At 58.6% G+C, this 23,575-nt stretch carries 18 protein-coding genes and 5 pseudogenes; 5 read left to right on the forward strand and 18 right to left on the reverse strand.

The window, feature by feature from the left end:
• Nucleotides 1-8: 8 nt before the first annotated feature.
• Nucleotides 9-641 carry a 16S rRNA (guanine(966)-N(2))-methyltransferase RsmD gene (gene rsmD / locus IE093_RS13415; protein WP_189470020.1) on the forward strand — a complete coding sequence of 211 codons (633 nt, stop codon included), beginning with the start codon at nt 9-11 and terminating at the stop codon, nt 639-641.
• Between the two features lie 84 nt (nt 642-725).
• Entirely contained in the window at nt 726-932 is a 207-nt protein-coding gene (locus IE093_RS13420) for a cell division protein ZapB (RefSeq protein ID WP_189470022.1), read from the forward strand.
• Between the two features lie 46 nt (nt 933-978).
• Here IE093_RS13420 and rimI read toward each other — a convergent pair whose 3' ends face one another.
• From rimI to IE093_RS13460, 8 genes are all read right to left on the reverse strand, one after another.
• On the reverse strand, nt 979-1,455 hold the full coding sequence (gene rimI, locus IE093_RS13425) for a ribosomal protein S18-alanine N-acetyltransferase (protein WP_189470024.1): 477 nt from the start codon (nt 1,453-1,455) through the stop codon (nt 979-981).
• Nucleotides 1,448-2,272: a hypothetical protein gene (locus tag IE093_RS13430; RefSeq protein WP_189470026.1), complete on the reverse strand. Its 825-nt coding sequence runs from the start codon at nt 2,270-2,272 to the stop codon at nt 1,448-1,450. Before IE093_RS13430 ends, rimI begins: the two co-directional genes overlap by 8 nt.
• Nucleotides 2,269-2,580, reverse strand: a complete 312-nt coding sequence (locus IE093_RS13435) for a BolA family protein (RefSeq protein WP_189470028.1) — start codon at nt 2,578-2,580, stop codon at nt 2,269-2,271. Before IE093_RS13435 ends, IE093_RS13430 begins: the two co-directional genes overlap by 4 nt.
• Nucleotides 2,581-2,701: 121 nt before the next feature.
• The gene (locus IE093_RS13440; RefSeq protein ID WP_189470030.1) at nt 2,702-4,117 is read right to left on the reverse strand and encodes an MFS transporter; all 1,416 of its coding nucleotides are present in this window, start codon (nt 4,115-4,117) and stop codon (nt 2,702-2,704) included.
• Between the two features lie 165 nt (nt 4,118-4,282).
• Nucleotides 4,283-4,669, reverse strand: a complete 387-nt coding sequence (locus tag IE093_RS13445; protein WP_189470032.1) for a hypothetical protein — start codon at nt 4,667-4,669, stop codon at nt 4,283-4,285.
• 60 nt (nt 4,670-4,729) lie between these two features.
• Nucleotides 4,730-6,244 (reverse strand): lysine--tRNA ligase, encoded by a 1,515-nt coding sequence (lysS, locus tag IE093_RS13450; RefSeq protein WP_189470034.1) that lies wholly within the window; start codon nt 6,242-6,244, stop codon nt 4,730-4,732.
• A gap of 22 nt (nt 6,245-6,266) precedes the next feature.
• Nucleotides 6,267-7,365 (reverse strand): peptide chain release factor 2 gene (gene prfB, locus IE093_RS13455; protein WP_189470036.1). Its coding sequence is split into 2 segments (ribosomal slippage): nt 6,267-7,289 and nt 7,291-7,365, totalling 1,098 coding nucleotides; the frame shifts between segments, so codons are not numbered across the junction.
• A gap of 181 nt (nt 7,366-7,546) precedes the next feature.
• On the reverse strand, nt 7,547-8,872 hold the full coding sequence (locus IE093_RS13460; RefSeq protein ID WP_189470038.1) for an OmpP1/FadL family transporter: 1,326 nt from the start codon (nt 8,870-8,872) through the stop codon (nt 7,547-7,549).
• 326 nt (nt 8,873-9,198) lie between these two features.
• Here IE093_RS13460 and IE093_RS13465 point away from each other — a divergent pair, with 326 nt between their 5' ends.
• Nucleotides 9,199-9,618 (forward strand): VOC family protein, encoded by a 420-nt coding sequence (locus IE093_RS13465; protein ID WP_189470040.1) that lies wholly within the window; start codon nt 9,199-9,201, stop codon nt 9,616-9,618.
• On the opposite strand, the pseudogene IE093_RS13470 reads toward IE093_RS13465, so the two are convergent.
• Nucleotides 9,612-10,007 (reverse strand): annotated as a pseudogene (locus IE093_RS13470) (DHH family phosphoesterase); the annotation flags it as partial. The gene IE093_RS13465 and the pseudogene IE093_RS13470 overlap by 7 nt on opposite strands.
• Before the next feature lie 418 nt (nt 10,008-10,425).
• On the opposite strand from IE093_RS13470, the pseudogene IE093_RS22915 reads away from it, so the two are divergent.
• Both IE093_RS22915 and IE093_RS22920 read left to right on the forward strand, forming a co-directional pair.
• Nucleotides 10,426-10,548 (forward strand): annotated as a pseudogene (locus IE093_RS22915) (IS3 family transposase); the annotation flags it as partial.
• Between the two features lie 872 nt (nt 10,549-11,420).
• Entirely contained in the window at nt 11,421-11,876 is a 456-nt protein-coding gene (locus IE093_RS22920; RefSeq protein WP_422730982.1) for a reverse transcriptase domain-containing protein, read from the forward strand.
• A gap of 501 nt (nt 11,877-12,377) precedes the next feature.
• On the opposite strand, the pseudogene IE093_RS22925 reads toward IE093_RS22920, so the two are convergent.
• The 9 genes and pseudogenes from IE093_RS22925 to IE093_RS13525 form a co-directional block, all read right to left on the reverse strand.
• Nucleotides 12,378-13,001: pseudogene (locus IE093_RS22925) on the reverse strand (recombinase family protein); the annotation flags it as partial.
• Between the two features lie 49 nt (nt 13,002-13,050).
• Nucleotides 13,051-13,290 (reverse strand): annotated as a pseudogene (locus tag IE093_RS13490) (ATP-binding protein); the annotation flags it as partial.
• Nucleotides 13,291-13,369: 79 nt separating this feature from the next.
• Complete coding sequence (gene ltrA, locus IE093_RS13495; protein WP_189470047.1) at nt 13,370-14,668, reverse strand: group II intron reverse transcriptase/maturase; 1,299 nt, start codon at nt 14,666-14,668, stop codon at nt 13,370-13,372.
• A 674-nt stretch (nt 14,669-15,342) separates the two neighbouring features.
• Entirely contained in the window at nt 15,343-17,022 is a 1,680-nt protein-coding gene (locus IE093_RS13500) for an IS1634 family transposase (protein ID WP_189470049.1), read from the reverse strand.
• Nucleotides 17,023-17,081: 59 nt separating this feature from the next.
• On the reverse strand, nt 17,082-17,741 hold the full coding sequence (locus tag IE093_RS22775; RefSeq protein ID WP_422730981.1) for an IS4/Tn5 family transposase DNA-binding protein: 660 nt from the start codon (nt 17,739-17,741) through the stop codon (nt 17,082-17,084).
• A 355-nt stretch (nt 17,742-18,096) separates the two neighbouring features.
• A pseudogene (locus IE093_RS13510) lies at nt 18,097-19,126 on the reverse strand (IS110 family RNA-guided transposase).
• Between the two features lie 169 nt (nt 19,127-19,295).
• The gene (locus tag IE093_RS13515) at nt 19,296-20,624 is read right to left on the reverse strand and encodes an HlyD family type I secretion periplasmic adaptor subunit (protein WP_189470050.1); all 1,329 of its coding nucleotides are present in this window, start codon (nt 20,622-20,624) and stop codon (nt 19,296-19,298) included.
• Nucleotides 20,621-22,282 (reverse strand): peptidase domain-containing ABC transporter, encoded by a 1,662-nt coding sequence (locus IE093_RS13520; protein ID WP_189470052.1) that lies wholly within the window; start codon nt 22,280-22,282, stop codon nt 20,621-20,623. The genes IE093_RS13515 and IE093_RS13520 overlap by 4 nt, the downstream gene beginning before the upstream one ends.
• Nucleotides 22,282-23,547 carry a M16 family metallopeptidase gene (locus IE093_RS13525; protein WP_189470054.1) on the reverse strand — a complete coding sequence of 422 codons (1,266 nt, stop codon included), beginning with the start codon at nt 23,545-23,547 and terminating at the stop codon, nt 22,282-22,284. Before IE093_RS13525 ends, IE093_RS13520 begins: the two co-directional genes overlap by 1 nt.
• Nucleotides 23,548-23,575 lie beyond the last annotated feature (28 nt).

Raw genomic sequence — 23,575 nt, forward strand, 5'->3', positions numbered from 1 at the left:
TCGAGGTCATGAGCCATCGTACTGTCTCCCGCCCTCGTCGCGCGCGCCGCCAAGCCCCTACGTCTCACAAGGGGCGCGGGCGGTTGCGCATCATCGGCGGTGAATACCGCCGCCGCTGGCTGCCTATCCTCGACAGCCCGGGGCTTCGCCCCACGCCGGACCGTGTTCGCGAAACCCTGTTCAACTGGCTGGCTGCGGCCTGTCCTGGCGCCCGAGTGCTGGATCTGTATGCCGGCACCGGAGCCCTGGGGCTCGAGGCACTCTCGCGCGGTGCCCGCGACGCGGTGTTCGTCGAACGTGACCCACAGGTGGCCAACGCCCTGGAGGCGAACTTGGCGACCCTTGGCGCCACGGGTCGGGTGGAAACCGTCGACGCCCTGATGTTTCTCGAGCGTACGGCATCCCCTTTTCCACTGGTGTTTCTCGACCCTCCCTTTCGACAAGACCTGGCCGCGGCAAGCTGCGCCGCGCTGGAGACGCATGGCTGGCTGACCGAGAATGCCTTCATCTATCTGGAAACCGAGCGGGAGCACCTTCCCCAGGTGCCCACCACCTGGCGGCTGCATCGCGAAATCCGGGCCGGTGACAGTATTGGGCGTCTCTATCGCCGAACAGCGTCGCCAGCCGACGACGGTTGCTGAGTCGTCATACCCAGCGTACGCTGCGCCCTGATATGCCCCCAGGCATGCCGTCACCGCTGCAATTAAGAATACTAGGAGAACAGGATGAGCACCGAACTCTTCAATCAGCTCGAACAAAAGGTCACCAATGCCGTCGAGGCCATTGAGATGCTGAAGATGGAAGCCGAGGAGTTGCGCGAGGAAAATGCTCGCCTGAAGCAGGAACACGATGAATGGGAGCGTCGTCTCAACGGCCTGCTGAGCAAGTTCCAGGAGCTTGAAGGCAGCGACGCCAGCGCCAACGTATCTTGAGCCCCAAGGAAGCGACGGCGAAACCCTCGAATGCCGAAAGGATTACCTACAGTCGCCGCGACATCAATAGGGCATCCTCCCGCGTGCCGGCATGCCCGGCACGCTCCGCACTCGCGGGATAGTAACCACGGCGACGCCCATCCACCTCGAAGGCCAGTTGGCGATACAGGGCGATGGCGGCGGCATTGCTCGCCCTCACTTCCAGAAGCAGCCGTTCGCTGCCCCAAGCCTCGGCTTCCTCACACAGCCGGATTAGCAGGGCCCGAGCAATACCTTGCCGCCGCACCCACGGAGCCACGGTTATTGCCTGCAGTTCGGCGTCGAAGGGCAGGCGGTATAGGACCGCAAAGCCCAGCAACGACTGCTGTTTCACCTCGAGCGCGCCCCAGGCACTGGCTTGGGGATCGGTCAGGACGGCAGCCAGTTGAGCGGGACTCCAAGGGTGCGGTTGGCCAGCTTGCTCCAGCTCGATAAGCGACGCCAGATGCGCCGCCCCCAGCCGGCACAGGATCGGTTCAGTCATCTCCGCCATCCACCGAATCGTTCCAGGCCGCTCTCCATACCGACAGCAACGGCAGCATTGCGCGTTTGGCTGCAGCGCCCTCGGCCAGCGCCTCGAGTGACGCTCCCCACCAAGCGGGAAGCCCGAGCAGCGACGAGTGCGCATCCTCCACGGCCAGCACACGAGCCAACGCCTCGTCATCGCCGAATACCAGCACGCGCTCGGGATGCCAGCCTTGGCGTCGACGCCCATCGATAAAGGCCCGCAGGCCGTCGCGTGCCTCGTCCAAGGGCGCTTCTACCGGCAACTCGTCCATCATCGGCCAGCGGAACGTCTGGAACTCGGGAGGCGCCTTGAGCTCGATGCCGGCGGCGCGCAGCAAATTGATCAGGAGCCGTTGGGCCATGGCACTGGGCGGCGCCTCGCCCGGGAGCAGCACCAACCAGCGCCGATCGAGGGCGGCTACTTGCAGGGTGAAACGCAACGCCTGCTGCGGTACGCTCGGCGCCGCTTGCGAAGCAGCCATGGATATGGGAGCTTCCTCATCCTGCGGGGCAGGAGAAGCCGGAAGAGAAGACTCGAGTGGTTCACCCAACAGAGCCCGAGCTCGCCGAGACTGACGCGGCGCCGGCTCGCTAGACGGTTCCGGGGCTCGAACTTCGGGCTGGCTCTCGAGCAGGCCGTGCAGGCGTTCGCCGGGGGTTCTGGCCTTCGCCGGCTCAGGCAATTCCCACTCGCACTCGGGGGTCGGCCGGGCATTGGGCAGGCGATAGCGCCCCTCCCAGGCCGTCAGGCCCATCGCCTCGAGATACTGCAGGCGCTGGGGCTCGGTGGTCACGACCCGCCACCGCCTCGGCAATGAGGCGAGTCCGGACGACCGCCACCTCGGGCCTGCCACTCCTCAGGAGTATAGAGGTGCAATGCCAAGGCATGCACCGGCCCCGACAGCTCTTCGGCCAGCGCCGCGTAGATCTGCTGATGACGCTTGACCGGCATCAACCCCTGAAAACGGGGCGACACCAGCGTGACCTTGAAGTGGGTCTCCGAGTCGGCCGGGACGTTATGCATGTGGCTCTCGTTCTCCACCTGCAAATAAGTGGGCTCAAGGGCCTGCAGTTTGTCTTCGATACTCGCCTGAATGCTCATGACTAATGTCTCATCGTCAAAGATCTCCTCGGAAACACGCCGGCAAAATGCCTGAATGGAGCAGTCCCCACATACTCGTTCATTCGGCGCTCCCAGAGGAGAAGAATCCCATTGTAACGACTCACTTCGAGCCCGGCGACGGGCGTTGCGAGCGAGGCTCGCGCTGGGGAGCCGGCGTCAACGGGACGCGCCGCAGGCTGATCACCACAGCCCCTGCCAGCGCCACGCAGCCCAACCACAACGACGCCTGGACCGAGCCCAGGTCGGCAGCCAGAAACACCCCCACCAGCGCCACACCCAGTGACTGTCCCACAGTACGCACGGTACTCATCATGCCCGAGGCATTGGCACTGCGCGCCTTGGGCACACTGCTCATCATCTCGCGGTTGTTGGGCGCCTGAAATAGGCCGAAACCCAGTCCGCACAGCGCGGTTCGCCACAGGCTGTCGATCACGCCGGAATCGGCCTCGAGCAAGACCAGTGATACCAGACCAGCCAACAGCAGTGCCAATCCCAAGGTCGATAGAGCGGCGGGGTTGACGCGATCGGCCAGCCGCCCGGCCAGTGGCGCGGCGAACATAATGGTCAGCGGCCAGGGCGTGAACAGCCAGGCAGTCTGCAACGGTGACAACCCCATCTCCTGTTGGTAGAGAAATGACAGTGCCACGAATGCCAGCCCCTGGCCGATGAAGGCCAACCCCGACACCATCACCGCCAGAGTGAAACGCGGTTCCTCGAACAGCGTCAACGGCAACAGGGGATGGGAGGCGCGTCGCTGACGCCACAGGAAAAGCCACACAGAGGCCCCGCTCACGGCCAGCATTGCCGCGAGCTCCAGCCCGCCTCCGCCGTGCCCCAGGGTATCCATGGCCAGGAAGAAGCTGGCCAGCATGAGCGCCGAAAATAGCGCCCCGAGCATGTCGAAGCCACCGCGGCGACGCGGTTCGGTCGGCAATGCTCGCCATGCCAGCAGCAGAGCGATACCTCCCAGCGGCACGTTCATGGCAAACAGCCACGGCCAGTCGGCCACTGAGAGAACCAGCCCCCCCAGGGTTGGCCCCGAGGCATAACCGGACGCTACCACCAGCGCACTCATACCCATCGCCGCTCCCAGCAAGCGCGTCGGGAAGATCATCCGATACAGGGAAGGGCCGATGGACAGCGTGGCCGCCGCCCCCAGCCCCTGCAGGGCGCGAAACAACAGCAATGCCTCCAGCGTCCTGGACAATGCCGCCCCCAGCGATGCCAAGGTGAACAATGCCAACCCGGCGATGTACAACCAACGCCGACTGAGCAGCTCACTGAGCGAAGCGAACACCAGCAGGGTGGCTGCGCAAACGATCTGAAACAGGCTGAGCACCCATACGGCACGCGAGGGGGCAATCCGTAGATCTCGGGCGATCGACGGCAGGGCGATATTGATCATGGTAGTGTCGATCACCGCCATCAGCGTTCCCAGCACGAGCACCAGCACGGCAATGCGCCGCTCCGGGCCGGGCAGGCCATCGTCGTGGGGGCGAGTCTCGAACAATCTCATGAAGGTGTTTCACCTGCGACAAAAAACCGGCCGTAGCCGGTTCATGGGCATCCTGCGCCCGGAGAACAGCGGAAGGCAAGGAAGCGCTACATAAATCGACGAGAGGCGAGAAGCACAAGACGCAAGGAGCGCAGGGCATGGATTCAGCACTTCTCCCCGCCCCGGTCAGTCTTGATCGGTCTCCAGAAGCAGCGAGTCATCCAGTTCGGCCACCTCGAGCGCTGCCTCGTCATCGAGATCGATGGCCAGGTAACTGTGCTCGACCTGCACGAAGCGTTGGAACAGTGCCCAGTCGAGGATCTCCGGCCACTGCCGCTCGTCTTCTTCCCAGGCTCGCAGTTCGCTCTCGAGAATCTCCATGTAGCGCTCGCGCACGAAGGCTTCGAGCGCTTCAGGCGTGTCCATCTCGGGAATCAGGTAGACGGTGTTCTCGCGGTCGACGTCAGCGAGCGTCAAATCGTCGTCGCCGACCGTCGGCTCCAGGGAGTTGATCCAGTCCACGAAGGCCTGAGTGGGCTTGACGCTCAGGGCGGAGCGGTTGAGCAGCTTCATCGGACTCTCCTCGACGTCGAAACGACGATCATTATGGGCACAAGCACCGCCGGTTACCAACTATTCCGGTCGCATTGCCGGGAATAGCAGCACATCCCGGATCGAGGGGCTGTCGGTGAACAGCATCACCAGCCGATCGATGCCGATGCCTTCGCCGGCGGTCGGCGGCAGGCCGTACTCCAGCGCGCGCACGTAGTCGGCATCGTAATACATCGCCTCGAGGTCGCCGGCCTCCTTCTCGGCGGCCTGGGCGCGGAAACGCTCGGCCTGGTCCTCGGCATCGTTGAGCTCGGAGAAGCCGTTGGCGATCTCGCGGCCGCCAACGAAGAACTCGAAACGGTCGGTGACGAAGGGATTGGCATCGTTGCGCCGCGCCAGAGGGCTGACCTCGGCCGGATATTCAGTAATGAAGGTCGGCTGATCGAACTGCGACTCGGCCACCGCCTCGAATATCTCGGTCTGCAGCTTGCCCAAGCCCCAGTTGTCCTTGACCGCAATGCCCAGGCGGTCACAGGTAGCGCGGGCACCCTCCTCGGTGTCGATGTCGGATTCACCGATGCCATCGCCATGTTCGAGGATCGCCTGGCGCAAGGTCAAACGACCAAACGGCCGTCCCAGTTCGTAGGTCGTGCCCTGATAGACCAGGGAAGTGGTCCCCAGCACGTCCTGAGCCACCTGGCGTACCATTTCCTCGGTGAGATCGAGCAGGTCATGATAGTCAGCGTAGGCCCAGTAGAATTCGAGCATGGTGAACTCGGGGTTGTGGCGCGTCGACAGCCCCTCGTTGCGGAAGTTGCGATTGATCTCGAAGACCCGCTCGAAGCCGCCCACCACCAGACGCTTGAGATATAGTTCGGGGGCGATGCGCAGGTACATGTCGAGATCCAGCGCATTGTGGTGGGTGATGAAAGGTCGCGCTGCCGCGCCGCCGGGAATCGGCTGCAGCATCGGCGTCTCGACCTCCATGAAGCCACGCGCCTCGAAGAAGCGACGGATCGAGGCGATCACTCCCGCACGCACCTCGAAAGCGCGCCGTGACTCGGGGTTCATGATCAGGTCGACATAGCGCTGGCGATAGCGCGCTTCCAGGTCGGTGAGGCCGTGGAACTTGTCGGGCAGCGGCCGCAAGCTCTTGGTCAGCAGCTTGGCCTCGGCCATCTTCACATACAGGTCACCCTTGCCGGACTTATGCACCGGACCACGCCCCGCGACGATATCGCCGATATCCCAGCCCTTGATGTCTTCGAGCACTTCCTCCGGCAGCCCCTTCTTGTCGACGTAGAGCTGGATCTGACCGGAGACGTCCTGAATGACGATGAACGGGCCGCGCTTACGCATGATGCGCCCGGCGACGGCCGCCGGGCGATCGAGCGCCTCCAGCTCGGCCTTGTCCTTGTCACCCAGTTCATCGATCAACTCCGCCGCCAGGCTGTCGCGACGGAAGTCATTGGGGAAAGCGCTCTCGCCAGTTTCGGCGGCCCGTTCACGGCGTGCCGCTAGCTTGGCACGGCGCTCCGCGATTAGATGGTTCTCGTCGTGCTGAGGACTGTCCTGGGAAGAACTCTGGTTCGCCATTACGCTACCTGTTGAAAGTGAATCACAAGCCCTGCTTGAGGCTCGCCTCGATGAACTGATCCAGATCGCCGTCGAGGACTTTTTCGCAGTTGCTGGTCTGCACGCCGGTACGCAGATCCTTGATGCGCTGATCGTCGAGCACGTAGGAGCGGATCTGGCTGCCCCAGCCAATATCGGCCTTGCTATCCTCGGCCTCCTGCTTGGCGGCATTGCGCTTCTGCATCTCCAATTCCCACAGCTTCGCCTTGAGCTGTTTCATGGCGAAGTCGCGGTTGGCGTGCTGACTGCGCTGGCTCTGGCACGACACCACGATGCCGCTGGGTTCGTGGGTGATGCGTACCGCCGAGTCGGTGGTGTTGACGTGCTGGCCGCCGGCACCGCTGGAACGGTAGGTGTCGACACGCAGGTCTGCCGGGTTGATCTCGACTTCGAAGCTGTCATCGATCTCGGGTGACAGGAACACCGACGCGAAGGAGGTGTGCCGACGCCCACCGGAGTCGAAAGGACTCTTGCGCACCAGGCGATGCACACCGGTTTCGGTGCGCAACCAGCCGAAGGCGTACTCACCCTGGATATGGATCGTCGCCGATTTGATGCCCGCCACCTCGCCGGCGGAGAGCTCGACGATCTCGGTCTTGAAGCCGTGATGCTCGCACCAGCGCAGGTACATGCGCAGCAGCATGTTGGCCCAGTCCTGAGCCTCGGTGCCGCCGGAGCCGGCCTGGATGTCGAGATAGGCGTTGTTGGCATCCATCTCGCCCGCGAACATGCGCCGAAACTCGAGTTTCTCGAGACTCTGCTGCAGGTTGGTCAGCTCGCGCTCGACCTCGGCGACGGTATCCTCGTCGTCTTCCATCACCGCCAGTTCGAGCAGATCGGCGCTATCGGTCACACCCTGAGTCAGCTCGTCGATGGTCTCGACCACGGCTGCCAGGGTGGCGCGTTCCTTGCCGAGCTTCTGGGCGTACTCGGGATCGTTCCAGATGTCGGGGTTTTCCAGCTCGCGGGTGACTTCCTCTAGCCGATCCTTCTTCTCGGCATAGTCAAAGATACCCCCTCAGGACGTCTGTCCGCTCGGACAGGTCCTTGATGAGGTTGTTGATCGGATTGATCTCTTGCATGAACGGTTTGCCCGGGATTGTGCTGCAGGGGAAACGGCCGCTACGGTCGGTAAGACACGGCAGCGGCCAAGTAAAGGTCACCATTGTAGCCAAATCCCGCAGCAGCGGCCATCCCGGCTGGCATCGTTCAACGACACGAAACCCGGCCGCAGCCGGGTTCGAATGGAAGGGCGGGAAAGCCTTAGAAGCGATAGTCGACGGAAAGGGCCACCACATCCGCGGAGACATCGTAGGTACCTTCGAGGTTACCCCGGCTCGCGTTGCCGGTATCGGTGGCATCCTGATCGATGTCGACATCCTTACCGAAGACACGCATGTAGCCGGCAGTGATGCCCAGATTGGGCGTCGGCATATAGGTGGCCCCGATGGTCGCCCAGCGACGGTCGGAATCCGGCACTCGAGGCGTGCGAAAGCGACTGCTGGGTACCGGGGTCGGATCGTAGCCCAGGCCGGCACGCAGTAGCCACTGCTCATTCAGCGCATAGTTGGCACCGACCGAGAAGGCCCAGGTGTCATCCCAGTTTTCCTCGGTGACGCTGTCGGGGGTATTGTCATCGAACTCGACCACCAATTCATCGAACGAACTCCAATCGGTCCATTCGGCATTGGCCATCAGCGCAAGGCGATCGGTGAGCTGGTGATACACCCCCAGGTTCAAGGTGGCCGGCGTGGTCAGTTCCGCACGACCGCCGCCGTCGGTCAAAGTGCCCAGAGCCTGGGCGCCATCCAGTACCGCCTGAGACGTGGCATCGGTGGCTCGGAACTTGGCATCACCTTCAAGAGTTAAATCGATCTCGGAGCGATAGCTGGCCCCCAAGCGGGTCTTGTCGGTGACCTGGAACAGGGCCCCAAGAATATAGCCATAGCCCCAGTCGTCACCGGTTACCTCACCAAACCCATCATGCTGCCCCGGCTGCCCGGCACTGGCACCCAAATCGATCGCATTGGACAGCGTGGCATCGGCATATTCCGCACGCAGACCGGCGGCAAGAGATAAGCGGTCGTTCACACGGAAGTTCAGCGTGGGCTGGATGTCGATCGTCACCAGCTCGGTCTCGATGGCGTGATAACGCCCGATCCAGTCCCTGTCGTACTTCGTCGACAGTCCATAAGGTGAATAGATCGCCAGCCCCAGGTCGAGCCGATCGTTAAGCTGGGTCTTGGCGGCGAAACTGGGCACCAACGCGGTCTCACCACCTTGGCGTGAACCGCCACGATCAAAATCGACGCCAAAGTTTGAAGCTTCAGCATTGTTGAGTTCGAAGTTAGCATCAATATAGGCCAATCCACCGGCAACCTGGGTACCGTCGATATTGCCGATCGCCGCCGGGTTGTAGGCCATGAAGCTGACGTCCTCGGCGCCAGCCGCCGCATTGGACAGCGCATTGGCCAGTGTCTTGGCGCTTTGCTCACGGACTTGAAACCCCGAAGCCATTGCCTGGCTGGAGACCAGCGCGGCGGTAGCGAAAACAACGGCAATGGAAAGTTTGTTGAATTTGTATTGCATCGTCTGGCGTCCTTTTCCAGGGTTAGGGCTGGAAGTGGTTACGGTCTTGCCCTACTGGGCAAGGGCGTGCCTTCTCTTTTTGGCCCAAAGCGTCTCACCAATCAAGAGCAAACGTTTGTTTTAATCCGCAAAAACTTAATACTTTGGTATGACGGACTTCCGATTCCCTGAATTTTCATCGACTTAGCATGTCACTTCTCGCACCCTTCAGGATGAGGGTGATCAGGACTTTCCCATGCCACTGGACAAAACAGTTCCAGCTAGCCCGGCGTAAGTCAGGATCGAACCTGCTAGGCTTAAACAAATAGCTGATTTCGGAGGCGCACATGCCCAAGCTCAACGGCGTCCTGGAAACAGCGCTATACGTCGAGGACATGGCCAGGGCCAGGGCCTTCTTCGAGGGGGTGATGGGTCTAGAGGCATTTACCGCCGATCACCGTTTCACGGCTTACGACGCGGGGGCCGGCTCGGTACTCTTGCTGTTCTTGCGCGGGGAGACGCTGGAAACGGTAGTGCTGCCCGGCGAAATGGGCACCATTCCACCGCACGATGGCCAAGGGCGGGTGCACATGGCCTTTGCCATCGCCGCGCGGGAGCTCGAAGCCTGGGAGGCCCAACTCGACGACCACGGCATCGCCATCGAGGGACGCACTCACTGGCCCAAGGGTGGCGAAAGCCTATACTTCCGCGACCCCGATGGCCACCTGCTGGAGCTGGCTACGCCCGGCGTCTGGCCCAACTACTGATCTCTGCTTTCGGCGTGCTCGATCATCAGCTGCAGCGACTCGCGCCCCTTCCAGCGATTGCGTGACAGTTTGTAGGCGCAATGCAGCCGATCGCCCAGGACGAAGGCCGGCACTTCTCCCGGTGTCAGGGCACGGAACCAGATGGCACGCGCAGCGATTCCCTTCTGTGACAGCTCGAGCATCAGGTGATTACCCTCGCTTCCTACGACACGCAGGTTCTCGACCAGGAATTCGCCCTCGAACAGCGGTGCGTCGAACTCACGACCATAAGGAGCGAGGTGCTCCAACTCGTCGAGTGTGGCGAGCGATAGCTGCGCGGGCAGCAGTTCGCCGTCGGTGAATACACAAGGAAAGAGTTCGCGTGCGCCCAACTGCTCCCTCACGGCTCGCTGATCTTGCCCAGGAGCAGTGGACACCCCGTTAGGGCAGTACACTGAACGAGGTGACCCATGGCAAGGCAAGCAGCGTCGATGAAGAAGCCCCGTACCCGTTAGACGAGGCCCTGGCTCTCGCCGACCGTGTCGGTAGCGGTGTACTTCGCCAAGAGCCTGAAGTGATGTACGCCTTCATCCATCAACATCGTCAGGCATTCAGCGCATGTGCTCGGTACTCGGCGTCGCCCGCAGCGGCTACTACGCCTGGCGACAGCGCGATGGCGCGCCGTCGCTCAAGCGCCGTCAGCAGGCGGTTCTCGACCAGCGTGTGGCCGAGGCTTATCACCATCGGAAGGGGCACTCAGGCGCTCCCAGATTGACTCTGGACCTGCATGACGATGGTCTGCCAGTGAAGTCGCCGCCAGCCTCCAGCGGCAAGGCGGCCCGCAAGTTCAAGGCCACCACGACTTCTCGGCACACGCTGCCGGTGGCACTGAACCTGCTGGAGCAGGACTTCACCGCGGAAGCCCCGAACCAGAAGTGGGTCGGCGACATCGTGCGCCACGAGGCGCTTTGGAAACGTGCAGTGATGAAAGAGCACTGCCGTTGGTCTGTCGCAGCAGACCGATAGAAGCTGAGGGCAGCTCGACCTCCGGTACGGGAGCAAGAGCGGCAAGCAGCCCTGACAACGCGGAGTCGTGCCGGCACTGCCAGACGGCGCGGGCTCTGCTATCGAGACAGGACGGTGTACGAGAGGAACCCGCGTCTTAAAGCCCCTCAAGCGAAACCCACCCGCTCTAACCTGGCAGATTCGGGCGGGGTTGCGGCGCGTATCCCTGTAGTTTGGGGAGAACTCGCTCTCCGAAGTATGTCAACGGTTAGCGAGGCCATGGTGAAGGTCTGCGGCGTAACCATGGCGAAGCCGCTGGGGCATAGCGGGGCACCAAGCCTGACAAGCGTTTCCAAGGTGAACGTGGGAACCCTGTCGTCGGTCCCTCACCGCTGCACGGCGGTAGGGAAAGCGCGTAGCCAGCTGATGCCGACGACAGGGGGCGGAGGATCCGTAGTAGTCCGAGGACGGGAAAGCCATCCACATGGCGAAGGGATCCAGCAAGGTTGCATGCCTAATGAAACTCAAGGAGGTCGCGGGTGAATACCGGCGCGCTGTGGCCCAGCCTCGCATTGGCTGAGATACGGGTACTTGGATTGCAGAAGAAGTTGCACCAGTGGGCGCGGGAGGATAGCCAGCGCCAATTTGATGATCTGTTCAACCTGATCTGCGACCCGGCCTTTCTGGTCGTAGCATGGCAACGGGTGGGGGCACGAACCGCAGGCGTGGATGGCGTCACGCCCCGCAGCATCGGGGACGATGCCACTGAGCTGCTGCAAGCGCTACGAGCCCAGCTCAAGGCACAGCAGTTTGCTCCCATGCCGGTCCGCGAGAAACGGATCCCCAAGGCCAACGGCAAGTTCCGGCGGCTTGGGATACCGACCACGCTGGACCGTGTGGTTCAAGCCTCCCTGAAACTGGTACTGGAGCCGATCTTTGAGGCGGACTTCAAGCCGTGCTCGTATGGCTTCCGTCCCAATCGGCGCGCCCAGGACGCGATTGCGGAGATTCACTTTCTCACCTCCCCACCCCGCAACTACGGGTGGGTATTCGAGGGTAATATCCAGGCATGCTTCGACGAGATCGACCACACCGCCTTGATGGACCGCGTGCGTCGCCGTATCGCCGATAAGCGCGTTCTGAGACTGATCAAGGCGTTCCTGCGCGCCGGCATCCTCCAGGAGGATCGCCAGGCGCGAGCGACCATTACCGGTACCCCTCAGGGCGGAATCATCACGTCTCGGACGATGTTGCATACTTTTTCCTTCTGCTGATTTTTCAGTAGCCTCCGAGGGCTGTGAACCAGTGTCGGGCTTGGGGTCAGAATCGGGATCGACTTTGAATACCACTACGATCTCATCCTTCCAGATTTCTATTCGTTTTACCAGGCCACGAATGATCTCCCTTTTCGTCTCAAAGTCCATTGTATTGAGCCGATCACGGACCGTATCCGAAAACTCATCGAGCCGGCTAACCACAAGAAACAGCTCTTGCTGACCCGTCTGCTGACTTTCTGCCTCGGTAATCTGCTGCTCACACAGAGTAATCCGGCTTTTGATATTGGCAAGGCGAGGATTAAAATCTTCTTTTTCAATGACGCCTTCCACGAAGCTGTCAATCAGGCGTGATTTGCTTTTCTCGAATTGATGCTTTTGCTTTTGCAGGGCTGAGACGTCCAGGTTAATGTACTGACCTTCTTCTATGAGATCCAGGCGCCTTTCATATTCATGCTTCAGATGCTCTGGATTCTTGAGAAGATTCACAACCTGCATCCAGACCAAATCATCAAGCCGGCTTGTGCGAATTTGCTTGTTGTCACATACCCGCTGGCCGCCAAAGCGGTAAGCATCAGTGCCAATGCAGCGATAGTAGGCATACTTACGCCCACCCTTTGCCACTGATTGGCTTACGGGCTTTCCGTAATAGGCATAATGACAATGGCCACATACCACCAACCCTTGCAACAGATAGGCAGCCCCTCGACGGCGTAACCTCGCGTATTTCCTGTTCTCCTCAAGTTGCTCTTGTACTGCCGAAAACAACGCTTCACTGACAAGAGCCGGCACGGGGATTTCAATCCATTCATCGCGAGATTGACGGGTAACGGATACGCCTTTCTTGTGAACCTCCGCGCTGTGGCGTGGAGGGCGCATCTTGGATTGAGGGGCGGTCGCCTTGGTCTTCCCAAATGCCGCACGGCCCATGTAGGCCGGGTTCTGGAGCATTCCCCAGATCACACTACGATCCCAATGGCTCTTCCCTGTACGCGTCGTCACGCCTTGCCCATCCAGACGACGGACGACCTCGCCGATGGATAATCGATCCACTCCGACCCAGTGGAAGATTTGGCGAACGACTTTTGCTTCACTGAGTTCGATGGCATAACTATACAGCGTCAACTATCTTGTCCGGTCCAGCGTTAATTAGGTTGGCCGGTTGACGGTGTGCTTATGCGGTTTGCTTCTTGAGTGAGGCTTTCCTCCGGTAACTTTCCCCCGTGCACTGAAGGATGGTGGCGTGATGGACCAGTCGGTCGATGGCGGCGACGGTCATGATGGTGTCCTCGAACAGCTTGTCCCAGTGCTCGAAGTCCTGGTTGGACGTGATGACCAGGCTGTGGCGCTCATAGCGATGGGCGATTAGCTCGAACAATACGCTGCTTTCCTGCTCGGTTTTCCGGACATCCCCCTCCGGGTAGAGCCGCCGGTCACCCGACGGCTCCCCCACAGATCCGGACGAGCGCGATTAACGCATCCGGTTCCTCAAGTTAAGGTTTTGCTCCATAGATGCTGTGTACGATGCGGACTCGTGGAAGTGGAATATGATCCCGCAGCAGCACTGAGAACCGCTCCCATGTGAGCCTATAGCCACGGTCTCGGCGGTTGAGCCATTTACACCAGATTCGCGCCACCTGCATTCGATACTGCTGCAGGCTACGCGCGTTTCCAGTGATACCGTAGTAGGCATAATGACCTCGCATTTTCCGCTGAAGCGTCGCATGCTGCTCCCGTATTGGTAGATGCCGATGTAACCGGCACCACCCAGAGAGCTGCTTGAGGCTCCGATTGAGGCGGTCTTTGGCTGTCTTGCGTTTGACTACCCAGTGTCCCTTTCGCGACCGGCCCCAATAGTGAGTAAAACCGAGGAAGTCAAAGGTGCCCGGGCGCTGGAGTCCATTCGGTCGCCCAAAGGCGACTAAGCGAGTCTTGTCAGGATGGAGCGTCAGTCCAAACCGGGAGAATCTCTTCGGCAGTACTGCCAGCACCTTTTCTGCATCGTCACGGCGTTGGAAGCCGAGCACATAGTCATCGGCAAACCGGACAATAAACCAGCGTCCCTTCAAGTAGTTGGGTACGACGTTCACCATCCACTCATCCAGGACCTCGTGCAGATAGAGGTTACTCAGCAGTGGTGAAATAACACCACCCTGTGGAGATCCCGATTCCGGAAACAGCCTGACACCATCCTCAAGTATTCCAGCCTTCAACCACTTTCCTATAAGTCTTAGTACCACACCATCTCGGACCCTCCGGCGCAGCATATCCATTAGCATACCGTGATCAATTGTGTCGAAATACTTTCTGATATCGGCATCTACAATCCACCTTATTCCCAGTCGCGTACTTGCTTCCCAAATGGTAGCCAGCGCCTCGTGTGCTGACCGCCCTGGCCGAAACCCGAAGGAGTGGTGATGAAATTCACCCTCCAATATAGGCTCCAGCAGCATCACGACTGCCCGCTGCAAGACCTTGTCTTCTAGCGTAGGAATTCCAATGGGACGCGTCTCTTTCCCACTTCCCTTGGGAATATGAACACGCCTCACTGGAGGTGCCCGATACCGTCCAGATTTCACTCGGCACAGGAGATCTTCCAGATTGGCATCCAGGTGCTTTCCGTAGCACTCCCACGTCACTCCATCTATGCCTGGCGCACTGTCCTTCCGCACCCGCACGAATGCCACTTTCAACCAGTCAAGGTCCATGTAGTGGTGCAACGTCGTCAGCCCTTCCCCAGCATACCGCTGCGCCAGTTCTGCTATTCGCTGCTGTTTCGTTGACACAGTCATGTCGTCTCGGTGTACTCGTGTGTTGCCCAACAACGATTCCTCAACCCGACGTCTCCCTTCACTACTCACGGGCTCCCTCGGGACGGTTACCCCGCTTTCTCACGCTACTATGAAGACGCTAAGACTCCCCGTGGTACCTCTCGCCAGGCTTCGTTTCCCTCGCTTGACGATACCCGCCGTGCGCCGCTGGTTTCGCTCTCTCATCCCTTTGCGGCGCCAAGGATAAGAGCCAGGACATTTGCCGCCAGTTGCCCCATCTGGCATTTTCTCAACGGGATACCACGGGGTCTCCCAAGTTCCCAGGGAACCCACGCATACCTTTGCCCTGCTCTTGGACCCCGGCCGGACCCATGTCCCAGGCCATACAGGACATGTGGTGCTGCCCCCGCTACTCGGACGACGAAGGCTCCAGCAATTTCTGTCGTTTCGAGGCTCTATCACACGGCTTCGGTATCCGCTGCCTACGCTTCGTGCCGCCGTTGCCAACGACGACGCAAGGCTCGCTTCCGGCTGGTGGCCAGCCTTTGCCGGGTGGGAGTGTACCCACCGGGTTCCTACAGAAGGTTTCGGTGTCCTAACTTCCCCCTTCTCTGGGCTGCGCTTGGCGCGACCGAGTTCGACAGATAGAAGCGTAAGCTACTGATTTACCTGAAAACGCGGTTTCAAAATTGGCACTACAAGCGCGATGCGGTAGGTGCCGGCAGGCCGATGGCCTCGAAGAGGTCGCGTTGTTCAGGCTTCAGCTTGGTCAGGCCGCTCGCCGTCTCGCGACGGTGGAGCGTGACCTGGTGGAACTGGATCTTGCGGGCAATTTCCAGTGCCCGCGTTGGCGACAGCGGATGATCGCTGGCCTTCAACCGCAGCCTCAGCACCCGATAAAGCACCAGCGCGAGGAAGCAGATCAGCGCATGGGCGCGGATGCGATCCGGTAGCCGGTGGTAGACCGGCGCGATCTCGATGTCGCTCTTCAGCACCCGGAACCCGCGTTCGATGTCGGCCAGCGCACGGTAGCGCTCTACGATCTCCTGCGGGTCGTGATCGGCCATGTTGGTGACCAGCAGCAGCTTGCCATCCAGCATCCGGGCTCGGTCGAGCGCTCGCTGATCGAGCACGTAGTTGAACGTCTCGGCCGTCAGGTCGACCTTGAGGATATGGCCGAGGTGAGCGTCACTGACGGCCTTGTAGAACCTGGCGGTGACGCCGGCATCGGAGAGCTGTCTGCCGCGATAGCGCCGCCCGGCATCTTGGTTATCCAGTTTTTCGAACCACTGGCGAGCGTCGGCCTGCAGCGCCTCGATCTTCTGATCGCGTGCGGCCGTCTGCACCTTGGCGACTTCCGGCCGGTGCGCCACGATCAGCCGATGATCCTGCCATGCCATCTCGCCGTAAGCTTCGCGATTGGCATCCTGGCAGTGCGTCTGATGAAATGCCTTCAGCAGGTCATCGAACTCGCCATAACGGCGCCCCGGCACCGTCAGGATGAACTCCAGGGGGCGATCCTCGATACGCACGGCGGACAGGGCGGCCAGGTTGTCCAGGGAGAGCAGGCCACGGTCGGCGACCAGCACGACCCGCCGCACGTTGAAGCGCTTGACCACCGTTTTGATGGTCGGCAGCAGCGTGCGGGTTTCCGCGACATTGCCATCGAAGACTTCGTGGTGAATGGGCAAGCCTTCCGCCGTCTGCACGACACCGAGCATGAACTGGCGGGCGGTCCCGCCCTCCTTCGACGGGCCGTAGTGGCGAACGTCACCGTCGAGCGAGGTACCGCCTTCTGCCCGGATCGTGGTGAGGTCGTAGAAGACGATCGAGAGTTCTTGATCGATCAGTGGCTTGAGCTGGTGTGCCAGTACGTCGTTGAGCGCTTCGCTGCAGTCCGACAGGGTGTCCATGGTGCGCAGCAGGTGCTGGTGACTGATCGAGGTCGTGTCGACGTCGGGCACCAGCACATCTTCCAGCCAGCGCAGCACACCGAGCTTGGATTCCGGATCACATAGCCGGTTGAACACCATGATCCGCAGCAGCCGCTCGGCATCGAACTGGCGCTTGGTGCGCAGCACGCGTCGGAAGGCATCGTCCAGGCCGAGCTCTTTCCAGAGTGACGTCAGCAGCCAGGTATCACCAACAGAGCGCGCCGGCGCGAAGTCGGTCTCGCCGGTACCTTCTTCGTGCGTCGGCTGGCCGGATACGCGCAGCAGGCCATTGATCAGCGCGCTGGATTCCCCGGCTGTGACGGCTTCCAGGCGTCCCAGCGTCGCGATCACTCGTTGGCGCGACTTGCCGGCCTCGTCGCGGTAGGACTCGACGAGCTTCACGTAGCGGCGCGGCCCGGATTTGGTGACTTTGACGAACATGTCACCACCATAGTCCGCCTACTGAGCTGATAGCAAGGAACCAATAGAAAAACGTGTCACTACAAAGGATTCGGCCGAAATTTGCTAAGTCGCTGAATTCTCAGATCACAGGGGCCGATTTTAGGCCAAAACCGGGCTGGAAGTGTCGAACTCGGGTACCCCAGATCGTCGATGATGAGCACGGCGTACTTGTCGAGACGGGCCAGAGCATCCGTCAGGCGCAGGGCTTCCTTGGCGCGTTGCAGACTTTGTACGAGCGCCGTGGCGGCCACGAACTTGACCCGGATGCCGGCCTCGATCAGGCCATAACCGATGCTGCTGGCGAGGTGGGTTTTGCCGATCCTCATCTTGCGCCCAGCTGATACCTTGGTGAAACCGATTTTCTCAGGTGACGAGCGTTTGAAGGAAAACTCAGTAGTATCCTGCAAGATCAGGATGGGGCCATCGGTGGCCTGGATTCGCAAAGCCGAGGCTGCAAAATGCCCCTCTAGGATCTTGTCCTCGCTGACATTTTCATTGGCGAAGAAGCGATAGGCGGCCTTTGTATTCGCCCAATCCTGAAATGCCGTGGGTAGGGATTTGTCCGGTCGCTCACCGATATCTTCCAGGATCATTCCTAACCTTCGGTTCAATCGTGCGTCACCCAGATTGCATTCTTCATCCACCCAGTGTTGCCCCATATCCACGCCTCTTGCCATGTTGAATGTGCTGTTGGACAACGAAGCACACCGGGCTCCTCTTAATCAATCGAATGCTTATATGGCTGATGACTTGTGGGTAATTGAAAGGTTTGTGGCTCGTATATGGAGTCCTCCCCGTTTGCCAGCATGAGGCGCGATGGACGGTAGGTACGACTGCACACGTATATCCGGTCTCTCTAATGATGCCAGTGGCATCGGACCCTGATGGGCTATCCGCACGTCAGCTCCCAGACGCTTACACGAGCTCTATGGCTCAGCGATCCACAGGGGTTTTCTGACGTCGGTTCGACCTGTTCGCCATCTTGCAGCATGCTCAGCAATCGTGGTGGTGGGTCATAGCTGTGATAAATTCTTTAAAATCAGCTGGCTGTATTTACGCTGCATGGGCTGCCAACGCGGGATCATAGGCTGCCTCATGGCGCGTGATAGCCCAGGCAATGCGTGCTGTCTTGTTGGCGAGCGCAGCGACGGCCACATTGCCATGCTTGCGCTCAGCCAGTTGCCTGATCCAGTGACTCAGACCGTCCTCCTGGTGCTCTACATGGCGGAAAACAGCTCTGGCGCCATGCACCAGTAACTTGCGTAGGTAACTGTCGCCTCGCTTGCTGATACCCAGCAAGTGGTCTCGTCCACCGGTACTGTGTTGTCGAGGCGTCAGGCCAAGAGAAGCCGCAAAGTCCCGACCACATCGGAAAGCCTGGCCATCGCCCAGAGCACCGGCCAAGGCGCTGGCCGTCAGTGGACCGACACCCCGCAGCGACATCAGGTGTTTCGTTACGGGATTGGCTTTCGCCTGCTTCTCGATGCCCGCCGTGACCGTGGCAATGCGGTCATCCAGGTGGCGAAGATCCTCGGCGAGGCCAGCCAGCAGCACGCGGAAGGTATCGGTCAGGCCGTTCCCGGCATCTTCCAGCCAGCGTGGCAAGGCGGTGCGCAGTTGACCGATACCGACCGGAGCCACGAGTCCGTTCTCCCCTATCAGACCGCGTATCTGGTTGGCCTTGGCCGTTCGCTGGTGAACGAGCTCTTCGCGGATCCGGTGCGCTGCCTGGACATCTTGCTGAGCGACGGTCTTGACCGCCACGAAGCGCATGTTCGGTCGGCCCATGGCCTCACAGATGGCCTCGGCATCGACGCGGTCGTTCTTGTGGCTCTTCACGTAGGGCTTGACGAACTGAGCGGCGATCAACGTGACGTGATAACCGCGTGCCTGCAGCTCACGTGCCCAATGGTGGGCGGAGGCACAGGCTCCATGCCGATCACGGCACCGACAGGGACGCGTTTGACGATAGCCACTTGCCACGTGAGTAATTTCCGCGCCACTGCACCTGGTCATGGCGGTCCACGCCATGGACGTGGAAGACGGACTTTGCGATATCGACGCCGACCCGGGTAATGTTCATGGGGAGTTCTCCTCATCCTCAGGCTGGTAAGTGATGCACTCACCCACCAGAGTGGCGCAATGACGCCAGTGTAGGGTGGGGAGGACTCCATCCCATTGCTTACCATGTAGCGGCCGGGCTTATGGTTCAAGGCAATGATCAGGTTGCAAGTGATATTTTGGATAATCGGCTAGCGCTCTCCCAATGAATCTTGTATTGCTTTAACTATTGGAGCAAAAAAGTAGCTGATTATTCGGCGCGTATCAGTTATGGCATCAACTGTTGCTGTCATGCCAGGGCGTAAATAAAAACGCTCTGAACCAGCGTCGAGAAAAGGTTGCTCGGGTTTTATGCTCACAACATAGTGCCACTGGCCCTCTTTGGTCTCACTCGAATCCGCAGCAATATCCGCAACCACTCCCTGAACGACCCCAAACCGTTCAGATGGGAAAGCTTTGAGTCGAATATTAGCCCGCTGCCCAATTTCCATGAAGCCGACATCCTGGTTAGAAAATGTTCCCTCTACTTCTACTTGGGCATCGGTTGGCACGATTCGGAGTAGCTCAGCCCCTGCCTCGGCAATGCCGCCTAAAGTAAAAACCTTTAGCTGATCAACAACCCCAGAAACTGGCGCTTCAAGAGTTGCAGCCTCAACTCGTCGCTCTGAAGCAAGTTTCTTTTCAAATAGTGTTGCAAGACGTGAGTCAATCTTCGCTCTTCTATCAAGCAGAGAGCTCCGAAGTTCAGTGGTAATGCGCCGGCGTTCGCTCTCAATTGCCATGCGCTCGGATGACTTTTGAGCCAGTTCACTCTGGTAGACATCACGCTCACTTTCAAGCTTGGTAAAACCCTCCTGTACATCGAGGAATTCAAATCGACTAACTCCTCCTCGTTGAAGTAATTGCTCGGCGGCATGCAACCGCTCTTCTTGAATCTTGAGGATTGCATTCACTCGTGCGATATTGGCATTGGTGACAGCCTCAGAACGACGATTTTCCACTTCACGTGCATCCACCTGTTCTAGCGATATCAAGAGATCGTTGATTTCGGCCAGCAGCAGCTTTCGCTGCTCTTCGGCAAATGCATGTTCAGCCAATTCTAAGGGAAGACTGAATCCGGCAAGCGCTTGATCGGTAAAACCAGGTGTGGCTGAATCTTTATCAAGAGCAGCTACCATAGCATCGATTCTAGCAACCTCGATCCTCAGGCGATCCTGCTCCGCCTGAATAGTACCCAGATCGGTAAGAGCCTCTGTCGCGTCAAATTCTATCAAAACATCTCCTTGCTCAACCGAGTCTCCATTGTTAACATTAATAGCTGTAATGCTGCCCGAAAACTCAGGCTGAACAACCTGAACACGGCTAATGGGGAGCACTCGACCTTGCCCCTTTGCTACAACCTCGACCTTCAAAACAAACGAAAGCATCAGAATAATTGCGAATACAAAGAGAGTAAAAATAATTGTCGCATGTAGCGTGGGAGACGTTATCTTCATTGGCATAGAACAATTAGCCATCATGGCGCCTCAAAATCAACCACTTGATCGGGATTATCAAAAATGTCTGGGGTATGTGTAATAATTATCAACGTTGCATCCTGCTTCAGCACCTGAAGCTCCTCCGCCATTGTTCGCTGAGTAGCAGAATCAAGTGCACTAAAGGGCTCATCAAGGATAATAACCTTTGGATTCCTAACTAAAGTCCGAGCTATCGCAATCCGTTGCCGCTGCCCCCCCGAAAGAGCAGAGCCACGCTCACCCACCTGTGTATCGAGCCCATGGGGAAGTTGCTTCACAAGAGTATCAGCCGCCGAGATTCGCAGGGCTCTTTCGAGCATGTCATCCGTTGCCACCTCGTCACCAAGAGTGAGGTTCTCACGCACGGTGCCTGCAAACAGATACGGCTCTTGTGGAACGTAGGCAATCTGTGCCCTTACTTCATGCGGTTCATACTGGGCGATATTTTCCCCGCCTAACAACACCTCTCCTTTGTCTGGGACATCGATACCCGAAGCGAGCCGTCCAAAAGTAGACTTACCACTTCCCGAAGGGCCAACAACAAGCGTCAACGTTTTAGGCTTAGCGAGAAAATTAAAGCTTCGCAGGATTGGTGCAGAGGAGGTGTAATTAAATTCAACGTTGCAAAACTCTAAACTCTCTTCAATGTACGGCGACATCTTTGGCAGAGAACCGAAAGACTCCATTGGTGAATTAACGATATCGCCCAATCGCTGCCGTGAGACACGGATATTTTGCCACTCCTCCCATAGACTAGAAAAACGTTCGATTGGCGCGGTCACCTTACCGGCCAGCAAGTGGAAAGCTATCAACTGACCGAGCGTCATTTCTCCGGAAAATACAAATTGAGCACCAAAATATATGATACTGATGGTTATCGCCTGCTGAATAATGAACAGGAGTTTATCGCTCCAGATTTGCAACAAGCCCACACGATACGAGGCATTCAGTGTTGCATTCAGTGTTTGATCCAGCCGCTCCAATATTTTCCTCTCAGCACTCAGCGCCTTGATAGAAGCGATACCTGAAATGCTTTCGACCATCTGACTCTGATGCTGCGCTCCAGCATCAAATTCAGTACGGAGGCGGCGGCGCAAAAAAGGGCCGAAACTGAAGTAGATCAGAAACTGGATAGGGAGCGCTGCCAGAATGATCATTGCTAGCGGCACCGATAATGTTAAAAGAACCGCAATGTAGATGAACACGAAAACAAGATCAAGGAAAACCCCCGTTGTCGTCCCGACCAGGAATGCACGAATGGTATCGGTCTCGCTTATACGAGCCATGCTCTCGCCCACCGACCATTTGCGAAAATGACTGAACGGCAGCTTGAACTGATGTTCAAATATTCGGGCGCCTAGTTCGCGTGTGACGCGGTTAGCAACCAACAATCCCAGCAGATCAGACAACACTTCGAACCCAAGATTAAAAATACTAACCGCCACAAAAATTGTGGCGACAACGAGCAAGGATGCTTCGCGCTGAAAAGGCAAGATACGGTCAATAATTACCTGGAAGATAAAAGGCTCAACCAAGCCTATCAGGCGCAGACAGATTGCCAGGAAGATCAGCTCGATATATAGCGGCGTGAACTTCCACAGCGTCTTGCCGAACCAGGAAAGTGCGATTTCGCCAGTATTGTCAGTAGCCCTGTCAATCATTAGCAATCAACTGCCTCACGTGGTGTAGTGATAACACAGGCATCGGGCAAGGAGTCGGCCTCTGGCGAAACCGCTATGACGGTGAATTCATCTATCTTGGGGAAGGCATTTTTTAACCGCTCACTTAATGAAACTTCGGTCACCGCTTCAAGCTCGTCTATACTATTTTGCACGCGACCAGGATCACCGCCGTCAAGCGAGTTCTGTAACTCGACACCCGCAAGATCAATCACGAAGTCATTGATTTCAGACAAATATGCTTTCAATGGTGCTTTTCGCTCGGCAACATCGCCCTCCAGCCCGGTTTTCTGGAACTTAATATACGCCTCGCGAACGACGCTCTCGGCATCTGCAATCTTACTCGTATCAACCTCCCCAGCCATGACGATAATCCGGTGATCACGAGTAAAATTATCCATCCCTGCTCCAAAAGCATAGCTTGCACGAAGATTCGTTCGCATTGCATTGAACAATACACTTTGATCATCTCCTCCAAGTGCATTGATTAATAATACATCTTCAACCTCCCCTCCTTGCCGCGTGGATGGAACTGGCGCTATGAAGGCAAGGCTTGAAACTTCAGCTTCAGGCATATGAAGTAGAATACGTCGCGGTTTAAAATCCGGCGCAACGTCCCTTGTCATACTCCGACCTTTCTCCGGCAGCCCTTCGAATAACGAATCAAGCGCCAGGCCAGCTGCCTCAGCATCTATTGCACCTGCCACCGTGACCGCTTCAGGGGTACGCGTAAACGTCTCGGCATGCCAAGCAAGGATGTCATCTCGTGCAAGTTCTTCAAACGCATCCAGCCCGTGCAGCGATAACGCATTACGCAAGGGCTGCTCACCAAATACCGCCCAACGAGCCGCCTCAAATCCAGCAGCAGCAGGTTGCGAACGTTCTTCAGTAACGTTCTGCTCAACACCATCGCTTATTCGGTTCAACCATGCCTGATCCAACAACGGCTCACGCAAGTGGGCATTGGCAATCTCGACCACTTCGCTGATGTCATCACGCTCAAAGACCAATTCACCCACGATATGGTCGCTAGCCAAACCGTAGAGACTGCCATCCACATTCAGGTCAGCCAAACGCTCGCCTACATCACCTGCCGGGTACCCCTGAGCACCACCGGCAAGCATCAATTCGGCACCAACCAGCGCCGCCTGTAGCGCGTCAATCTGGATGAGAAGCCAGCGACAATCAGGATGAGAACCGGGGTGTCGCGGCCCCTTCGCTTTTACCCTTCCTTGCTTGGTGCACACGTTGCGTCATTCGAGTCTGTGTCGCTGG

It is taken from the genome of Litchfieldella qijiaojingensis (assembly GCF_014651875.1).
GTDB classification, from domain to species: Bacteria; Pseudomonadota; Gammaproteobacteria; order Pseudomonadales; family Halomonadaceae; genus Litchfieldella; species Litchfieldella qijiaojingensis.

Bases quoted from the DNA above. Each gene is read 5' to 3' on its own strand.
- rsmD (WP_189470020.1), top strand. From the start codon at position 9: ATGAGCCATCGTACTGTCTCCCGCCCTCGTCGCGCGCGCCGCCAAGCC.
- IE093_RS13420 (WP_189470022.1), top strand. From the start codon at position 726: ATGAGCACCGAACTCTTCAATCAGCTCGAACAAAAGGTCACCAATGCC.
- rimI (WP_189470024.1), bottom strand. From the start codon at position 1,455: ATGACTGAACCGATCCTGTGCCGGCTGGGGGCGGCGCATCTGGCGTCG.
- IE093_RS13435 (WP_189470028.1), bottom strand. From the start codon at position 2,580: ATGAGCATTCAGGCGAGTATCGAAGACAAACTGCAGGCCCTTGAGCCC.
- IE093_RS13440 (WP_189470030.1), bottom strand. From the start codon at position 4,117: ATGAGATTGTTCGAGACTCGCCCCCACGACGATGGCCTGCCCGGCCCG.
- IE093_RS13445 (WP_189470032.1), bottom strand. From the start codon at position 4,669: ATGAAGCTGCTCAACCGCTCCGCCCTGAGCGTCAAGCCCACTCAGGCC.
- lysS (WP_189470034.1), bottom strand. From the start codon at position 6,244: ATGGCGAACCAGAGTTCTTCCCAGGACAGTCCTCAGCACGACGAGAAC.
- IE093_RS13460 (WP_189470038.1), bottom strand. From the start codon at position 8,872: ATGCAATACAAATTCAACAAACTTTCCATTGCCGTTGTTTTCGCTACC.
- IE093_RS13465 (WP_189470040.1), top strand. From the start codon at position 9,199: ATGCCCAAGCTCAACGGCGTCCTGGAAACAGCGCTATACGTCGAGGAC.
- IE093_RS22920 (WP_422730982.1), top strand. From the start codon at position 11,421: ATGCCGGTCCGCGAGAAACGGATCCCCAAGGCCAACGGCAAGTTCCGG.
- ltrA (WP_189470047.1), bottom strand. From the start codon at position 14,668: ATGACTGTGTCAACGAAACAGCAGCGAATAGCAGAACTGGCGCAGCGG.
- IE093_RS13500 (WP_189470049.1), bottom strand. From the start codon at position 17,022: ATGTTCGTCAAAGTCACCAAATCCGGGCCGCGCCGCTACGTGAAGCTC.
- IE093_RS13515 (WP_189470050.1), bottom strand. From the start codon at position 20,624: ATGATGGCTAATTGTTCTATGCCAATGAAGATAACGTCTCCCACGCTA.
- IE093_RS13520 (WP_189470052.1), bottom strand. From the start codon at position 22,282: ATGATTGACAGGGCTACTGACAATACTGGCGAAATCGCACTTTCCTGG.